Raw genomic sequence first — 16,109 nt, 5'->3', positions numbered from 1 at the left:
TCGATGATGTCTGAGCTCCTCTCGCCTCCAGCTCCTGTGGCGGTGACCGGGGTCGGCGTATGCACCGCGTTCGGCGCGGGCGTCGAGGCCCTGCGCCGCGGCATCTTCTCCGGCGAGACGGGGATCCGGCCGGTGACCCGTTTCGACGTCGCGCCCTACCGCGCTGGAGTTGCCGCGACCTTGCGCGACGATGACGCGGTCTGGGCGTCTGGCAGGCCGAACCAGCTGGACCTGCTTCGCGCCTCCGTGGCGGAGGCGCTCGCGATGGCCGGAACAGCGGCTGAGGGTGCTCCCCTGCTCCTCGGGACCCTTGGCGACAGGTCCGCGGTGGTGGACTTCTGGAGGGGCAGGCGAGAAGACGGCGAGGGGTGGGACGCCCGGCTCGAGACCAGCGCGCCTGCTGCGCTCTCCGCCACCCTCGCGGAGGAGTTCGGCTTCGGCGCCACCCCGGTGACCTTCACGAATGCCTGCATAGCCTCGACCACCGCGGTGGCCTACGGCGCCCAGCTGATCCGCTCAGGCCGGGCCGACCAGGTGGTCTGTGGTGGTGCCCATGTGGTGTCGGAGGACATCTTCTCGAAGTTCGACGCGGGCGGGGCCTTCAGCCGTGCCGGCGTGGTCCGCCCCTTCTGCAAGCAGCGGGACGGAATGCTGCACGGCGACGGAGCAGCCGTCCTGGTGCTGGAGTCCGTGCGCTCCGCAGACCGACGCGGGGCATCACCGCTCGCGCTCCTGCAGGGATGGGGAATGTCCGCCGACGCGTACCACCCCATCCAGCCCGACCCCACCGGCGGCGGCATGGCACGCGCGATGAGGTCGGCGCTCAGCGCCGCAGGGAGCTCGCCTGAACAGGTCCAGTACGTCAACGCACACGGAACCGGCACCAAGGTCAACGACAAGGCCGAGACCTCCGCGGTCCACCAGGTGTTCGGCGAGGGTGCCGCCGTCGCGGTGAGCTCCACCAAGGGGGCGACGGGGCACATGCTGGAGGCCACGGGTGCGGTCGAAGCCGTCATCACACTGCTGTCCTTGACGGACCAGCGTGTCCCACCCACCGTCGGCCACCTGGAGGCCGACCCGGAGTGCGCCCTGGACTGCGTTCCGCACAGCAGCAGGCAGGCGGAGCTCACCCACGCCCTTTCCCTGAACGCCGCCTTCGGCGGCGCCAATGCGGCACTCCTCTTCAGTACGGTGAAAGCGGGGTCCTGGTGCTGACGCCCGCGCCGGCATGGTGGGGCGCCAGTCTGCTCGACGATGCGGACCCTGACGCGGTCTTCGCCCGCATCGGCGGCACACTGACGTTCGGTGAGCTGGCGCGACGCGTCAGTGATCACGGCGCTCGGCTCGCCGAAGCCGGCATCGGACCCGGTAGCTCGGTCGCCCTGTGCCTGCCGCCGAGCTTCACGCTCATCGAGGTGCTGCTGGCGCTCTGGTCTCGACAGGCGACGGTCGTGCTCATCGACTTCCGGCACACCTCGTCGGAGCTGCGCCGGCTTCTGGAGCTCAGCCGGCCCCAGACCCTGGTGACGACTGCGGCCGACGCCACCGGTTCGGCAGCACCGGAGGAGTGCCGCGTCGACCTGCAGGAGCTCCGAGACGGGCAGCCGGCAGAGGGGACGCACTGCCTGGTCCAGTTCAGCTCCGGATCGACGGGCACGCCGAAGATCATCGGCCGGTCGGCGCGGTCGATCCAGGACGAGCTCGCCAAGTACGCTGCGCTGCCGGGCATGCCGCGAGCCGGCGAGAGGACGCTGGTCCTCAACTCCCCGGTTCACACGATGGGTCTGGTCGGCGGGATCCTCCACGCGCTCAATGTCGGAGCGGAAGTGATGCTTCCTACCGGCCAGGGGCTGGCGGCAGCGTTGCGAGGGCCGCAGGCCGCGACGATCCGGGCCGTCTTCGGTGTCCCCATGCACTTCGACGTCATCTCCCGGATCTCGGCCGTGGCGCTGCCGGCGCTCAGACTGGCGGTCTCCGCAGGCGAGATCATGAAGGACGACGTCTGGGCCAGGTTCCATGAGCGTCTCGGAGTTCCCATCAGCCCGGTCTACGGAACCACCGAGACCGGCGTCATCTCGGCCGAACTGGTCGCTGTCTGCCCCCCGCCGTCCGTGGGGAAAGTCCTGCCCGGCACTCGTGTGGTCGTGCAGAACGACGAGGTGTTCGTGCACGTCGGCACGTCGCCCTATCTCGGCCGGGGCGACGAGCACCGGGTCCGTGACGGCTGGCTGCGCACCTTCGACCGAGGGACCCTCGACGCCACCGGTGAGCTCCGGCTCCAGGGCCGCGCCGACTCCCTCGTGGTGGTAGGCGGCCTGAAGGTCGACCTGCGTGAGGTGGAGATCCTGCTGGGCCGGCATCCGCAGGTCGCCGAGGCCGTGGTCATCCAGGACTCGTCGGTCAAGGCCTACATCGGCTCCCCCGGCGGAGGCGTCCAGACTGCCAGTCTCATCGCCTGGTGCCGTGAGCACCTGTCGGGCTACAAGATCCCGTCCACCTTCGTCGTGTGCGATGCGTTGCCACGCACCGTCTCCGGAAAAGTCGTACGTGACGCCGGCGTCCTGCGTCGACACGCCGTTGAACAGACCCCTGTGGAAGGTGCCCGATGAGCCTCGATCTCGCCGCAGGTCTCGTCAGGCGCAATGCCGCGCGGACGGGCCCGACGGTGTGCACGCTCAACGGGCGGGACTGGGACCTGTTCGAGGGAGTGTTCTCGCCGACGGACGACTTCTCGACTGCCTTCTTCACCGCGCGCATGCCCTACGGCACCGGCACGTTCCTCGAGATGGGGTGCGGGGCGGGGGTGACCGCGGTGACGGCCGCACTCCGCGGCTGCACTCGCGTGATGGCCGTCGACGTGAGCGCCGCGGCTGTCCGCAACACCGCTCTGAACGCCCGACGCCATGGCGTGGCGGACTCGGTGAGCGCCCTCCAGAGCGACCTGTTCGACGACGTTCCGGCCGGTGAGTTCGACGTCGTCTTCTGGAACTCCGCCTTCGTCGACGAGCCCACGCCTGCCGGCCTCCCGGCCGAGCTGGCCAACACGGTCTTCGACTCCGGCTATGTCGTGCACCGTCGGTTCCTCCAGCAGGCTCCCGAGTTCCTTTCGGCGGGCGGGCGCCTGTTGCTCGGCTTCAGCAGTCTCGGGAACGAGGCTCTGCTCCGGCAGCTCGCCCACGAGGCCGAGTTCGACGTCGAAGAGCTCGACTCGCTGAGAGGACCGGCGCGGATCACGTACTCCCTCCTCGAGCTCGTCCGGCAGCGGAGCGCCCGGTGACTCCCGTGCAGCGATCTGGTCGGGTATTCGCCGTCAAGGGCCTGAGCAGCCTGGCCCCCTGGGGAGAGGACGAGGCCGACGCGCTTCCCGGGGCGGCTCCCGAAGAGCTCCCCTCGGTCCCCGGGTTCGCCTACACCCGATACGGTCCCCTCGCTGTCGCTGTGGCGACGGAGTGCATCAACGGAGCCTCTGCGGGTGCCTCGGGCGGCGCAGCGACGGCGCTCGTCCTTGCGAGTGTCCACGGGGACACCGAGACCTTGGACGGTGCCTCCCAGCGTCTGGCCGCGGACCAGCCTGTCAATCCCCTGCTCTTCTTCCAGTCGGCGCCTACCGCGGCGCTCGGTCACCTGTCACGAGTGCATGGATTCCTCGGGCCTATGGCCTGCATCTCCGTGCGAGGGCCGGACCCCGCAGCAGAGGTCTGGGCGGTCGTCGACGACTTCCTCGGGTTCGCTCAAGTTCACGACGTGCTCGTCGTAGGGGTGGAGGCGTCGCCCAACCCTCGCGTCTCCCACCTGGAGCTGAGCGGGCCGGCAGGACGCGCGAAGGCGCCGGCGTCCGCCGCCGGCTTCGCCCTGCTTCTCGCGAAGCCCGTCACCGGCGACTCTGAGCTTCGTCTTCGCACGGTCGGCGAGAGCAGCCGTGCAGGGACCGACTCGACGGGCTCCCCGTGCGCGGCGGAGCCGTTCGCCAGGCTTGGCTGGCTGGCGGGGATCATGGAGCTGTGCGACCGAGGAGCGGACCTGCTGCGCCAGGACGCCCGCAGCGGCTCGGTCACCGTCGCCGTCGGCTCCCTGTCCTGGGAGAATCCGTGATGCCCTCGCGCGTTGCGTCGGCCCGAGTGCCCTCCCGACGCCCGACCTGTGTCCACGCCCTCCGCTCGGTAGGCGCCGCCTCTATCGTCTTGTCCTGCTCAGGGCAGACGACACACCTCCACACCAGGAGCTTCGCTCGATGATCCGCTCGTACCGGCTGCTCTTCTCCGCCAAGGGCAGCGTTCGCTTCACCCTCGCCGGCCTCGTCGCCCGCCTTCCGATGGGCATGTTCGGGGTGAGCATCCTGCTGCTCGTCGCCGACGCCACGGGTTCCTACGCCGTCGCCGGTGGAGTGTCCGCGGCTGGGCTCGTCGGCGTGGCAATCGCCGCGCCCCGCGTGGGCAGGCTCGTCGACCGGTACGGACAAGCGCGGATCGCCGTTCCCGCGACGGTGATCTCGGTCGTCGCGAGCACGGGCACCATCATCTGCGCGTACTCCGACGCGCCTCGGTGGACGCTCTACGTGACCTACTTCCTCTCCGCGGGCGTGCCTTTCGTCGGAGTGATGGCGCGCGCCCGGTGGGTCCGCATCTACGAGAGCCAGCCGGAGATGATGCAGAGGGCGAACGCCTTCGAGCGCGTCGTCGACGAGATCACGTTCATCTCCGGGCCCGCTGTGGCCGCGGGGCTGTGCGTGGCGTTCGGCCCCGCGGCCGGCCTTCTTACCGCGAACACGCTGCTCCTGGTGGGAACCCTGCTCTTCGCTGCCCAGCGCAGCACGGAGCCGACCCCGTTCCCGCACGACCCCGACGCGGTCCATCACCGACTGCTGGCCCCGGGAGTCAGCGCGGCCGTCGCCCTCTTTCCCATCGTGGGTCTCGCATCGGGGGCCATGGAGATCTCGACGATCGCTTTCGTCGGGTCCCTCAACACGAACATGTCTCCGGGCGTCTTCCTCGCCCTCGGGGGCCTTGGTGCGAGCGTGTCCGGTCTGATCTACGGCAACCTCAAGCTCACGAGCTACACCCGCCGGCGCAATCTTCTGCTGTCCGTGATCCTCTTCCTGTGCATGCTCCCCGTTCCGCTGGTCATCGACGGCAACCTCTGGCTCTTTGGTCTCTGGGCCGTCGTCGTGGGAGCAGCGACGGCGCCCGTCATGATCTCGGCCATGGGTCTGCTCCAGCAGCTCACCCGGCCGGAGCGGCTCAACGAGGGAATGGCGATCGCGGACTCGGGTCTGGTCATCGGCATGGCTGCCGGCGCCTTCATCGGCGGAATAGCGGCCACGCAGCTCGGCGAGCTGTCCGGCTTCTGGGTGGTGTCGGGTGCCGGCTTCCTGGTCTTGCTCGTCGCCGCGGCCGGCGCACGCTGGTGGAAGGACGGCGGTACGGCGGCCTCGCCGGAGCCTTCCCAGGCCGGCGGCGAACTGAGCGCGGCATCTAGCTGATATCGACAGTGCTCCTCGACACTTCGTGCGGTCGCCAGACGGCCCTCGAGCGCGCCCTCCGAGATCATGATCAGGGCACCGTCGTGGCCCTCCTCGCCGGGCTGGAGCATGAAGTCGACGGATCCCGCGATGTCGTCGCGCCGCGACGTGAGCAGCGGTGCGGCGCCTCGGGTCCCCTCGGCGGGATTGCGTCGGAGCGAAATGTGCGATCGACGTGTCACCTTGGTGGCCTTGCCGGACATTGCTGAGTGTGAGCGGAGATCGTGTGGGTGCGGACGGCGATGGCCGTCGGCTGGCGGACCTGTGGGAGCAGTACGCCGGGCGCGTTCAGGCGTACGCGCTCAGGCACGTCGACGGACACGCGTCCCAGGAGGTCGTCTCCGAGACGTTCCTGATCGCTTGGCGGCGTCTCGAGGACGTCCCGAGTGACCCGCTGCCCTGGCTGTTGGTCGTCGCTCGCAACACGATCTCCAATCAACGCAGGTCGCACCACCGCGCTCGCGGGTTGGAGCGTGAGATGGCTCGGGTGGCGCACCTTGCGCAGCCGTCGTCGAGTTCCGATCAGGCATCCGAGGCGCGCGCGACAGCCCTTGGTGCGCTAGCGGCTCTCTCAGCGAAGGAGAGGGAGGCGCTGCTCCTGGTGGCCTGGGACGGACTGAGCGGTGCGCAAGCAGCCACGGTGGCGGGGTGCTCAATCGCCGCGTTCAAAGTGCGACTCTCACGCGCACGGCGGCATCTCACGAGCGCGATCGAGGTCCAGGACGCGCCGGAACTCGCTCGTACCGACCAGATGACCACGTCAAGCCACCGGAGTAGCTCATGACTCGCGCGAACGGGGTTGCCGCCATGGAGCAGATCGCGGCCCTGGCCCCCGACGTTCCGCCAGACCCTGACGCCCTGCTCGTCTCGCGCGCGGCACTGGAGAGGGGCGTGCAGGCCGAAGCACGTCCATCGGCGAAGGGACGACGGCCGCGCCGCTGGCGAGTGCTGGTGATTGCAGGCGCCGCCGTCGGCGGATTGGCCGCCGCTGTCCTGATCGTGAGCGCCGTGAACTCCCCACACGTTCCCCGTGGAACGTCGGGTGACATCGCCAGCTTCACGAACTTCACGGATCCGAAGCAGCTGGCTCAGGCGAGCGAGTACCTCGTGCGAGGCACTGTCGTGGACAAGCCTTCGTTCGGTGAGATCGAGCCGGGCAACGTGACGCACTACGCGGTCGTGCACCTGGTGGTGACCGAGGTGGTGGGAGCTCGCCCCGATGCACCAGCCGAGCTCAACAAGGGTGACACGATCCCCGTCGGCTTCAACGTCCTTGATCCCGCGCAGACGTCGGCTGTCGGGAACCACGCGGACGTCACTGAGGGAGGCTTCCCGACGGAGGCCGACGTGCCGGCAGCAGGCGAGGAGATCCTCGGCTTCCTGGTCTCGAGCGCGCTCGGATCGGCCGGCTCCGGGTACGAGGCCGTGGGATCGTCGACGATCGACACGGCCACGAAGACTGCCACCTTCGACGCGGTGCCTGGCGCCCTCAGCGGCGTGACGGTTGCCACGGATGACCTGACGGCTGGCCTTGCCGCGCTGTACGACTCCCCAGCCCCGTGGAAATCAGCCGGCGGCAACTAGCTCTGAAGCCACGTCCCGCAGCACGCCTGCGGTCAACGCCCCGGCGACGGAGTCGTCGGTCAGCGTTCCGCGCGAAGCTCGGGATACTGGCGCCGGTTGTTGTACACCGTCTGGAAGTGCGGGTCGTAGAGCATCAGGTTGCGCGCCTCGACGAGGGGCAGGAGCGTGCCGATCGCCGACCTGCGCCAGGGAAACGGCCCGGAGACGTGGACGGCCGCGGACGTCCGGCCTGTCCAGGCCCACAACGAGACGCTGGCGACCTCACCTGCATCATCCGCGACATAGATCTGAGTCGGGTCCTCGCCTGACTCGGGGAGCCTGCCGAACATCTCTCCGGCGGCGGTGACGAACTCCTGCGCATCGAACATCCCGACCGCTGGGTGCTCGTGCTCGCCGTCACCGAGCACGTCGTAGACCTCGACAATCATCGCGGTCTTCGCAGTGGGCGCGCGACGCCAGATGGCGAGGTCGAAGGACATGCAGGCGACCCTAGCGAAGTCCCGATGACGGCTGCTTCGGGTCGGTCACCGAGCCTTCGGCTGTGACGCACGGGCGCACGACTCTCAGAGTGATCGGGCTGCGCCGGTCAGAGCGCGGGACTCCAGACCGGGCTCGACTCGGAGGCGTCGAACCCCGTTGAGCGGATCGGTCGGGCTGGTACGCCGGCCACGATGGTGTTGGCTGGCACGTCCTTCGTGACGACGGCGCCGGCGCCGACGATCGCACCGTCGCCGATCGTCACGCCGGGCACGACGGTGACGCTGGCGCCCAGCCAGACCCTGCGGCCGATCACGACGGGTGCCGGGACCATGTCGGCCCGACGGGCAGGGTCGACGGCGTGGTCGAGGGTGACGACGGTGCTGCCGTGCCCGATAAGCGTGCCGTCCCCGATTGTGATGCCCCCGGCGTCCTGAAAGGTGCAGCCCATGTTGACGAAGACGTCCTCCCCGAGCACCAGGTTCTTGCCGAACTCGCAGTAGAACGGGGGGAAGAGAGTCACCGACTCAGGCACCGGCCTTCCGGTCAACCGGGACAGCAGCTCGCGGACCTCCTCCGGGGTGCGGTAGCCGCTGTTGAGCTCCGCGGTGATCCGGAGCGCGGCCTGGGCGCTCTCGTGCTGGAACGTGTGCTGCGCGGAGCCGCCTTCGATGACGGCTCCGGTCCGCACGTGGTCGACGAAGTCCTGAAGGTTCACCTGGTGCTCCTCTCCTGGGGGGTGCCTGCGTGGTCGGTCGCCCACGAAGCGAGCAGGTGCAGGTTCTCGGCCGACGGTGAGCCGGGTTCGGCGGTGTAGACCATCAGCACCTGGCCGGGTTCCGCGGTGATGGCGAGCTCCTCGTACGCGAGGGTGAGGTCACCGACCACCGGGTGGTGGAACCGCTTCGTTCCGGCGCCATGGGTGCGGACGTCGTGGGCGCCCCAGAGCCGGCGGAAGGTGTCGCTGCGGGTCGAGAGCTCGCCGACGAGATCCTGGAGGCCTCTGTCGTGCGGGTCGCGGCCGGCCTCGGCGCGCATGATCGCGACGCACATCTCGGCGAACAGGTCCCAGTCCGGGTAGAAGTCGCGGGCCGCGGGGTCGAGGAACTGGAAGCGGGCGAGGTTCGGAATGCGGCCACCGTCCCCGATCACCGGGGAGTAGAACGCCCGGCCGAGCGCGTTGGTGGCGAGCAGGTCCTGGCGCTGGTCCCGCACGAACGCAACCCCGTCGGTGATCGCCGACAGCGTCCACTGAAGGCTCGGCCGCGGCACGGACGAGCGAGCCGTCCGACGACGCGCACGGCCGGACGACGGAACCCCGTCGGCCGCGCGGGCCAGGTCCAACAGGTGCGCGCGCTCGGTGTCGTCGAGCTGCAGCGCCCGGGCCACGGCCTCGAGGACGGAGGCCGAGGCGCCGGCGATCGCACCCCGCTCGAGCTTGGCGTAGTACTCCACGCTCACCCCGGCGAGCATCGCGACCTCGCTGCGGCGCAGGCCCGGCACCCGGCGGTTGGTCCCGCCGATGACGCCGACGGCGTCGGGGCTGACCTTCGCGCGCCGCGACATGAGGAACTCGCGCACGTCCGATCGGTTGTCCATGGTCACGACGGTAGGCCGGAGGCCGCCGTCCAGGGAGTCCACGACGTGGGGTGTACCGCGGGTACACCCCACGTCAGGGACTCCCCGGCGCGCGAGCCGTCCGGTTCGCTGGTTTCGTTACCCGACAGAGAGGCATCACCACCATGCGCGCAGTCGTCATGTACGCCCCCGGCGAGGTCCGGGTCGACGAGACCGAGCGGCCGACGATCGTCGAGCCGACCGACGCCGTCATCAAGCTCGCCGCGACCTGCATCTGCGGCTCCGACCTGTGGCCCTACCGCGGCGCCGACGACGTCCATCACCAGCCCATGGGCCACGAGTACGTGGGCGTCGTCGAGGAGGTCGGCGCAGACGTGGTCGAGATCAGGGTCGGCGACTTCGTCGTCGGGACGTTCTTCTCCTCCGACAACACGTGCGAGATCTGCCGGGCCGGCTACCAGACCCACTGCGTGCACCGCGGACCCGGTGCGGTCCCCGGCGCCCAGGCGGAGTACGCGCGGATCCCGCACGCCGACGGCACCCTCGTCGCGACCCCGGCGATGCCGGACCACGACCTGGTCCCGTCGCTGCTGGCCGCCTCCGACGTGCTCGGCACCGGCTGGTTCGCCGCCGTCGCCGCCGAGGTCGGCCCCGGCAAGACGGTCGCCGTCGTGGGTGACGGCGCCGTGGGTCTGCTCGGGGTGCTCGCCGCCAAGCAGCTCGGTGCCGAGCGCATCATCGCGATGTCGCGGCACGCCGACCGGCAGTCCCTGGCCCGGGAGTTCGGCGCGACCGACATCGTCGAGGAGCGAGGCGACGCCGGCGTCGAGCGGATCAAGGAGCTCACCGATGGGCTCGGCGCGCACTCGACCATCGAGGCGGTCGGCACCCAGGAGTCGATGATGCAGGCCATCCGTGCCACCCGGGCGGGCGGCCACGTCGGGTACGTCGGCGTGTCCCACGAGGTCGTGCTGCCTGGTGAGGAGCTGTTCTTCTCCGGCGTGCACCTGCACGGCGGACCCGCGCCGGTGCGCCGGTTCCTGCCCGAGCTGATCAAGCTCATCTGGGACCGCGCCATCGACCCCGGCAAGGTCTTCGACCTCACGCTGCCCCTCGAGCAGGCCGCCGAGGGCTACCGGGCGATGGACGAGCGCCGCGCCACCAAGGTGCTGCTCACCGTCTGACCCCCGGATCGACCCGCTGCTTGATGGAAGGAAGTAAGCCCATGATCGTCACTGAGAGCGGCGGGCGGACCGCCGCAGGACCCGCCGACTGGTTCACCGGCACCGTGTACATCGACACCATCCGAAACCCCGACGCGCAGACCGCGATCGGGTGTGCCCACGTGCGGTTCGCACCCGGCGCGCGCACCGCCTGGCACACCCACCCCAAGGGGCAGACGCTCTACGTGACCGACGGCATCGGCTACGTCGCCCGGCGGGGCGGCGAGATCCGCGAGATCCGTCCTGGCGACGTCGTCTACATCGAGCCCGGCGAGGAGCACTGGCACGGGGCCACCACCGACCGGTTCATGGCGCACGTCGCGATGCAGGAGGCGGACCAGCAAGGCCAGGTCGTCACCTGGCTCGAGCACGTGTCCGACGACGACTACGGCCGCAGCCCGTCGGGACGGAGGTAGATGCCAGGTCGGTCGAGCACCGGGAATCCGCCGCGACGCTATCGGGGCGTCGCCTTGAGCGTCGTGGAGGTCCAAGCGCCCCGCCCGGCGTCGTTGACCGCCGCGACACGGAACCAGTACGCCGTGCCGGTCCGCAGCGAGCCGACGGTCGTCGAGCGGGTGGTGCTGACGCCGTCGGTGACGGTCACCCATGGACCGCCGGCGGCGGTGGCGCGCTGGATCACGTAGTCGCGGATCGGCGCGCCACCCGTCGACGCGGGGAGCGACCAGGTCAGCTTCACTGAGCGCACGAGCGCGGTGGCGGCCGGGCGCGTGACCTTACCCGGCACCGTGCGGGGAGTCGCCGACACCACCGACGAGAACGCCCCGGTCCCGGCGTCGTTCACCGCGGCGATCCGGAACCAGTACGCCTTGCCGTTGGTCAGCGAGCCGACGGTCGCCGAGCGGGTGGTGGTGACGCCGTCCGTGACGGTCACCCATGGACCGCCGGCGGCGGTGGCGCGCTGGACCACGTAGTCGCGGATCGGCGCGCCACCCGTCGATGCCGGGAGCGACCAGGTCAGCTTCACGGAGCGCACGAGCGCGGTGGCGGTGGGGCGCGTGACCTTGCCCGGCACCGTGCGGGGCGTCGCGGACCGCACCGACGACCACGCCCCGGTCCCGGCGTCGTTCACCGCGGCGACGCGGAACCAGTACCTCGTGCCGTTGGTCAGCCCGCTGACGGTCAACGACGCCGCGGTCGACGTCGGGTGCGGCACCGTGGTCCACGGCCCGCCCGATGTCGTCGCGCGCTGCACGACGTAGTTCGTCACCGCTGCGCCGCCGTCGTCCTGGGGCGACGCCCAGGTCAGGCGCACCGCGCCCGCCCGAGGCGCCGCGACGACGCTCGTGGGCGCCGACGGGGCGCGCACCGACGGTTCGTCGAACCCGAAGTCCTGGGTGGCCGTCTGGCCCTGGCCTAGCGCGACCGTCACCTGGGGCGACGAGGTGGGCCACAGCCCGTCCGGCGGCGTGGGCACGAAGACGTCGACAGCGGCATCGGGCACCACGCGCTCCACGGCGTACGCCCCGGTCGCGTCCGTGGTCGCGCACCGGACCGGCTGGTTCCCGGACGCGCACACCTCGACGCCCGCGAGCCCGAGTTCGTCGGGATCGCGCGTCGCGTCGCCGTCCGCGTCGTGCCACACGAACCCGACGACCCGCGCGAAGCCGCTCGGGTCCATGCCGAAGTCCCGACCCGTGACCTCGCCCGCCGACCCGACGACGACGGTGTACGCGGCACCCCCCGCGGGGTAGGACTGGCGCCAGGTCGTGGCGCCGTCGCCGGTGCGCACACGTACCTGGTACGTGCCGGCCGGCAGGTTCTCGATCGCGTACGCGCCGTCGACCGCGTGGTCGCAGAGCGTGATCGCCGCGCCCTCTGCGCAGACCGTCGCATAGTCCTGGAACGGCAGCTCGCCCGGCTGACGCACGCCGTCGGCGTCGGCGTCGACCCAGACGTCGCCGCTGATCACGGCGTGTCCCGCGACGGCGCCGAACGAGGCCGACGGCGCGACCGGGTCCGGTGGGCAGTCCACCCCGTCGCCTCCGGTGACAACCACGTACTCCCGGCCGGGTGCCGTCGGGTACCAGCCGTCAGGCCAGCTTCCGGCGAAGACGAGGTACACGCCCGGCCACAGGTCGTCGCTCCGGGCCACCCCGCTCGCGTCGGAGACGCCCTTGCAGTAGGCGGACCCGCCGAAGGTGTTGAGGTAGGTGCAGCTCGACTGCTTGCCCGGCACCCCGGGTTCGCCGGAGTCGACGGACCCGTTCGCGTCGAGGTCCTCGAAGTACCTGACGGCCATGCTGGCCGTCCGGGGCAGGGTGCCCTCGGGGAAGCTGTAGTCCTCGAAGCGCACGCCGAAGTCGACGCCGGTGACGCCCGTGGCGCCGACCGTGACGACGTGCGGCTGCTGGTTGGCCGGAGTCGTCTGCGCCCAGCCCTTGAACCCGTTGTGCGCCTTCAGCACGACGACCCAGCTGCCGACGGTCATGTCCGCGATGGACCACGTGCCGTCGCCGTTGGCCGTCGTCCCCCGGGTCTCCAGCACCAGCCCGCCGGCGCCCACCCGGTACGCACCGATCTCAGGGAGGTAGCCGGGGATCGCGTGCTCGAGCGCGTCATGCCTGCCGTTCTCCACGATGTCGACCCACACCTCGCCGCTGAGCGTTCCGGTGGGTCCCGCGCCGAAGCCGAAGGTCGTCGCCGTCTTCGATGGCCCGTCCGTCGTGACGCGGCCGTCCGGTGCGACCGCCTGGACCCGGAACTCGTGGGTCGACCCGGCGGTCAGCCCCGGGACGTCGTAGTGCCGGATGGTGCCGGGGACCTCGGCCACCTGCGCGCCGTCGACCAGCACCCGGTAGGCGCTCACGGGGTCGCCGTCCCAGGCCTTCGGCCAGCACAGCCTCACGACGGTGCCGGACTGCGGCGCGGCGCACAGCTGGGACCCCTCGCGCCAGCGCGGGCCTGCCGTGAGGGTCCGGAGGTCGACCGTCGGCCCGTCCGTGGACCAGTTCGCGGCCGCGTCGCGCGCCTCGACGGCGAACCGGTACGCGGTGTCGGCGGCGAGACCGCTCACGACGAACGCGGTCGCGGACGCCGGCACCGAGCCGACCTCGGTCCACGACCCGGGTGAGCCCTCCCTCAGCACGCGGTACTGCGTGACGCCTGCAGCGTCGACCGCGGCGGTCCAGGTGAGGCGCGCGGACGCGTCGGTGATCGCGTCGGCCGTCAGCGCGGCCCCGGGCCAGCGCGGGGCGCACCGGTCCGGGGAGGGCGCCACCACGTCGGCCATCTCGGTGACCACGCCGCCGACCGTCAGCACGTGCTTGGTCGCCGTCGTCTGCAGGCTCGTCGCCGCGAGCGGGTGCTGGCCCGAGTAGGCGATGTCCCCGCTGCCCGTGTCGCGCAGCACGACGGCCTGCTGCGCACCTGGCGCGTCGTACCGGAGGGCCAGCATCGAGCCGCACGGGCTGAAGGACCAGGCGATCCCGCCGGAGATCGTCCCGAGGCTGTACGCCGCCGTCGTCTCGAGGTTCACGACGAGCGGGTCGACCGTCGTCGGGCCGCTGACGTACGCACGGAAGAACTCGTCGTCGTCCGGGCTGAAGCCGAACGCCACGGCCCCGAACTCGTCGCCCGCGGCCTCCTGGATCGCGAACGAGTACTCCGACAGGTGACGGGTGGTGCCGTCGGCGGTGGTGAGCACCCGCTGCACCACGTGGTCGGCCGTGCCGGTCATGATGTACGTGTCCACCAGGAACTCGCCGTGCGGGCTGAAGGACAAGCCGTCGGCGCCCGTCTGCACGCTGCGGTTGTAGACCCGGGCCTGCGCTTGGGGCCGCGTGAGCTGGTACAGCTCGACCACCTGCAACCCGGCCTGTTCCCCGGTCAGCAGCAGGGCGTCCTGGTCCGGGCTGAATCCCCATTGCGTGAGCGTCGTGACGAGGTCGAGCACCGTCGCGCCGCCCGCGACGCGGGTCACCGTGAGGTGGATGCCGCCGGCGACCGAGTCCGCGTCGAGGTGGTAGCGCGCACCACTCGGCGCGGAGAGCCCGGTCAGCGCGTCCGGGACGAAGGGCTCGACCGCGTCGGGAGCCTGGTACGGGCCGACCTCGACGCAGTCGCAGGTCGCGTCGACCGCGGCCGCGGGTAGGGCCGAGACCGAGACGACGAGGGCCGTGGCCAGCGCGAGCACCGCGACCATCACCCCCGCGACCGCACGACGAGAGCTGGGCGCTGACTGGGGCGACGGAGCCATGGCGCCAACCGTAGGGGCGACATACCCACCCAAACCGGTGTCGAACGGGATATTCACCCCACGACGCCGCGGAAATCACTCGTCGGGGTAGGCGACGCCGCACAACTCGTCTGTCCCTCGAGATGCTCAAGGGCCGAGGGTTGGCACGATGGCGCCATGGAGACCGCCCTCGACACCCGCGCCACGGCCACCTCCCGCGACCGGGTCCGACAGGTCACCGTCCTCGTCGGCGCGATCGTCGCGATCGGCGGGGCTGCCGTCGGCTCCGGCGCGTTCGGCGGCCAGCCCATCGCGGAGGCCGCGGACGGCGCCCTGTCCGCGACGGCCACGCCCTTGGCGCCCGACACGCCGGCATTCTCCATCTGGTCGCTGATCTACCTGGGTCTCGGGGTCTTCGCGGTCGTGCAGGCCCTGCCTTCTCGGGGCGCCGACCCACGACTGCGTGCGGTGTCGTGGTGGGTGCTGGCGTCGATGTTGCTCAACGCACTGTGGATCGGCGTCGTGCAGGCCGGCTCGGTCGGCGGCAGTGTCGTGGTCATCCTCGCGCTCCTCGCCGTCCTGTCGGTGGTCTTCGTCCGGCTCGTGCGCCTCCCGCACACCGGGTCCGCGACGTCCCTGATCACCGACGTGACCATGGGTCTGTACCTCGGCTGGGTCAGTGTCGCGTCGCTCGCCAACATCGCCGCGTTCCTCACGGTCGCCGACGTGGGCGAGCTCGGGCTCGGCGCGACGGCCTGGTCCGTGATCGTGCTCGGGGCCGCCGCCGCGCTGGCGGTCGCCTATGCGGTGTTCGGCCGCACTCGTCCGTCGGTGATCCTGCCGATCGGCGTGGCGATGGCGTGGGGCCTCGCGTGGATCGGCCTGGGCCGCGCCAACGGCCCTGTGCTGGACCGGACGGTCGCGACAGCCGCGTTCGTGGCGGCCGGGATCGCCCTGCTCGCGCCGATCGTCACCTCCCTTGTCGCGCGCCGCCGCTGAGGCGCACGCCGTAGGTGCGGGTCACTCCGGTTCCCGCTCGTGCTGCGCCGCGGGGCGCGCCTCGTGCCCTGCGCGTCCGCGCGTCCGTTCGCGCTCCTTCAGCTGCGCTTCGAAGACGTGCCGGCGGCCGCCCATCGTCGCGTCCCGGACGGACCGCTCGGCGTCGGCGAACGCCGTGTAGTACCCGGAGTCGAACTCCTCGACGAGCTGGAACGTCCAGCGCCCGTCGAGCACGTTGCGTCCGACGACCCCGATCCGCAACGCCTCGGCGAGGTCGGGCCGCCCGGCGGACTCGAGCTGATCGAGGGCCTCGGCGAGCTCCTTGTCCGCCCGGCCGACGAGCCGGTGGAACGCGTAGAGCATCCCGCGTGCGTGCTCGATCACCTCGAAGGCGGCGGTGACGCCTCCGACCGCCTCGACCAGCTCCTCGGAGACCCCCGCGGGGGCGGTGTGGTCCTCGTCCGGACCGTCCGGCGACGGACTCATCGCCCCATCGTCACCCGGACCGGGCGAACCCGCGCGGCCGACGAAGGAC

General features: G+C 71.1%; 15 protein-coding genes. 10 read left to right on the top strand and 5 right to left on the bottom strand.

The genetic code is table 11. The features are described from left to right. Positions 1 to 3 precede the first annotated feature (3 nt). The 7 genes from I847_RS0110220 (at position 4) to I847_RS0110190 (ending at position 7,102) form a co-directional block, all read left to right on the top strand. Positions 4 to 1,215, top strand: a complete 1,212-nt coding sequence (locus tag I847_RS0110220; protein WP_028049611.1) for a beta-ketoacyl synthase — start codon at positions 4 to 6, stop codon at positions 1,213 to 1,215. Beyond that, positions 1,209 to 2,609, top strand: a complete 1,401-nt coding sequence (locus tag I847_RS23110) for a class I adenylate-forming enzyme family protein (protein ID WP_051274746.1) — start codon at positions 1,209 to 1,211, stop codon at positions 2,607 to 2,609. The genes I847_RS0110220 and I847_RS23110 overlap by 7 nt, the downstream gene beginning before the upstream one ends. Beyond that, positions 2,606 to 3,277: a class I SAM-dependent methyltransferase gene (locus tag I847_RS0110210; RefSeq protein ID WP_028049610.1), complete on the top strand. Its 672-nt coding sequence runs from the start codon at positions 2,606 to 2,608 to the stop codon at positions 3,275 to 3,277. Before I847_RS23110 ends, I847_RS0110210 begins: the two co-directional genes overlap by 4 nt. Beyond that, complete coding sequence (locus tag I847_RS25630) at positions 3,274 to 4,092, top strand: ketosynthase (protein WP_155856103.1); 819 nt, start codon at positions 3,274 to 3,276, stop codon at positions 4,090 to 4,092. Before I847_RS0110210 ends, I847_RS25630 begins: the two co-directional genes overlap by 4 nt. Before the next feature lie 139 nt (positions 4,093 to 4,231). Further along, positions 4,232 to 5,479, top strand: a complete 1,248-nt coding sequence (locus I847_RS23100) for an MFS transporter (RefSeq protein ID WP_051274742.1) — start codon at positions 4,232 to 4,234, stop codon at positions 5,477 to 5,479. A 157-nt stretch (positions 5,480 to 5,636) separates the two neighbouring features. Continuing rightward, entirely contained in the window at positions 5,637 to 6,302 is a 666-nt protein-coding gene (locus I847_RS0110195; protein WP_369751719.1) for an RNA polymerase sigma factor, read from the top strand. After that, positions 6,299 to 7,102 (top strand): hypothetical protein, encoded by an 804-nt coding sequence (locus I847_RS0110190; RefSeq protein ID WP_155856102.1) that lies wholly within the window; start codon positions 6,299 to 6,301, stop codon positions 7,100 to 7,102. The genes I847_RS0110195 and I847_RS0110190 overlap by 4 nt, the downstream gene beginning before the upstream one ends. 59 nt (positions 7,103 to 7,161) lie before the next feature. On the opposite strand, the gene I847_RS0110185 is transcribed toward I847_RS0110190, so the two are convergent. The 3 genes from I847_RS0110185 to I847_RS0110175 all read right to left on the bottom strand — a co-directional run bounded on the left by I847_RS0110185 (position 7,162) and on the right by I847_RS0110175 (position 9,178). After that, a complete protein-coding gene (locus I847_RS0110185; RefSeq protein ID WP_028049607.1) occupies positions 7,162 to 7,581 on the bottom strand; it encodes a hypothetical protein in 420 nt (139 codons plus the stop codon). 107 nt (positions 7,582 to 7,688) lie between these two features. Next, entirely contained in the window at positions 7,689 to 8,297 is a 609-nt protein-coding gene (locus I847_RS23095; protein WP_051274740.1) for a sugar O-acetyltransferase, read from the bottom strand. Beyond that, the gene (locus I847_RS0110175) at positions 8,294 to 9,178 is read right to left on the bottom strand and encodes a helix-turn-helix transcriptional regulator (protein ID WP_028049606.1); all 885 of its coding nucleotides are present in this window, start codon (positions 9,176 to 9,178) and stop codon (positions 8,294 to 8,296) included. The genes I847_RS23095 and I847_RS0110175 overlap by 4 nt, the downstream gene beginning before the upstream one ends. Positions 9,179 to 9,321: 143 nt before the next feature. Here I847_RS0110175 and I847_RS0110170 point away from each other — a divergent pair, with 143 nt between their 5' ends. Both I847_RS0110170 and I847_RS0110165 read left to right on the top strand, forming a co-directional pair. Beyond that, positions 9,322 to 10,341 carry a zinc-dependent alcohol dehydrogenase family protein gene (locus tag I847_RS0110170; RefSeq protein WP_028049605.1) on the top strand — a complete coding sequence of 340 codons (1,020 nt, stop codon included), beginning with the start codon at positions 9,322 to 9,324 and terminating at the stop codon, positions 10,339 to 10,341. A gap of 41 nt (positions 10,342 to 10,382) precedes the next feature. Then, positions 10,383 to 10,796 carry a cupin domain-containing protein gene (locus I847_RS0110165; RefSeq protein WP_028049604.1) on the top strand — a complete coding sequence of 138 codons (414 nt, stop codon included), beginning with the start codon at positions 10,383 to 10,385 and terminating at the stop codon, positions 10,794 to 10,796. Positions 10,797 to 10,834: 38 nt separating this feature from the next. Here the strand turns inward: I847_RS0110165 and I847_RS0110160 are convergent, their stop codons facing one another. Continuing rightward, a complete protein-coding gene (locus I847_RS0110160; protein WP_155856101.1) occupies positions 10,835 to 14,596 on the bottom strand; it encodes a fibronectin type III domain-containing protein in 3,762 nt (1,253 codons plus the stop codon). A 156-nt stretch (positions 14,597 to 14,752) separates the two neighbouring features. Here I847_RS0110160 and I847_RS0110155 point away from each other — a divergent pair, with 156 nt between their 5' ends. After that, entirely contained in the window at positions 14,753 to 15,574 is an 822-nt protein-coding gene (locus I847_RS0110155) for a tryptophan-rich sensory protein (protein ID WP_028049602.1), read from the top strand. 21 nt (positions 15,575 to 15,595) lie between these two features. Here the strand turns inward: I847_RS0110155 and I847_RS0110150 are convergent, their stop codons facing one another. After that, positions 15,596 to 16,060 (bottom strand): hypothetical protein, encoded by a 465-nt coding sequence (locus I847_RS0110150; RefSeq protein ID WP_028049601.1) that lies wholly within the window; start codon positions 16,058 to 16,060, stop codon positions 15,596 to 15,598. Positions 16,061 to 16,109 lie beyond the last annotated feature (49 nt).

The organism is Cellulomonas sp. URHD0024 (assembly GCF_000426185.1).
In the GTDB taxonomy this organism is placed as follows: Bacteria; Actinomycetota; Actinomycetes; order Actinomycetales; family Cellulomonadaceae; genus Cellulomonas.
This window is presented reverse-complemented; position numbering and strand designations above follow the sequence as displayed.

What these genes read in the sequence shown, in the direction of transcription:
- I847_RS0110185 (WP_028049607.1), bottom strand. Translation starts at nt 7,581, where the DNA reads ATGTCCTTCGACCTCGCCATCTGGCGTCGCGCGCCCACTGCGAAGACC.
- I847_RS0110155 (WP_028049602.1), top strand. Translation starts at nt 14,753, where the DNA reads ATGGAGACCGCCCTCGACACCCGCGCCACGGCCACCTCCCGCGACCGG.
- I847_RS23100 (WP_051274742.1), top strand. Translation starts at nt 4,232, where the DNA reads ATGATCCGCTCGTACCGGCTGCTCTTCTCCGCCAAGGGCAGCGTTCGC.
- I847_RS0110190 (WP_155856102.1), top strand. Translation starts at nt 6,299, where the DNA reads ATGACTCGCGCGAACGGGGTTGCCGCCATGGAGCAGATCGCGGCCCTG.
- I847_RS0110210 (WP_028049610.1), top strand. Translation starts at nt 2,606, where the DNA reads ATGAGCCTCGATCTCGCCGCAGGTCTCGTCAGGCGCAATGCCGCGCGG.
- I847_RS0110220 (WP_028049611.1), top strand. Translation starts at nt 4, where the DNA reads ATGATGTCTGAGCTCCTCTCGCCTCCAGCTCCTGTGGCGGTGACCGGG.
- I847_RS0110160 (WP_155856101.1), bottom strand. Translation starts at nt 14,596, where the DNA reads ATGGCTCCGTCGCCCCAGTCAGCGCCCAGCTCTCGTCGTGCGGTCGCG.
- I847_RS0110150 (WP_028049601.1), bottom strand. Translation starts at nt 16,060, where the DNA reads ATGAGTCCGTCGCCGGACGGTCCGGACGAGGACCACACCGCCCCCGCG.
- I847_RS0110170 (WP_028049605.1), top strand. Translation starts at nt 9,322, where the DNA reads ATGCGCGCAGTCGTCATGTACGCCCCCGGCGAGGTCCGGGTCGACGAG.
- I847_RS0110175 (WP_028049606.1), bottom strand. Translation starts at nt 9,178, where the DNA reads ATGGACAACCGATCGGACGTGCGCGAGTTCCTCATGTCGCGGCGCGCG.
- I847_RS0110165 (WP_028049604.1), top strand. Translation starts at nt 10,383, where the DNA reads ATGATCGTCACTGAGAGCGGCGGGCGGACCGCCGCAGGACCCGCCGAC.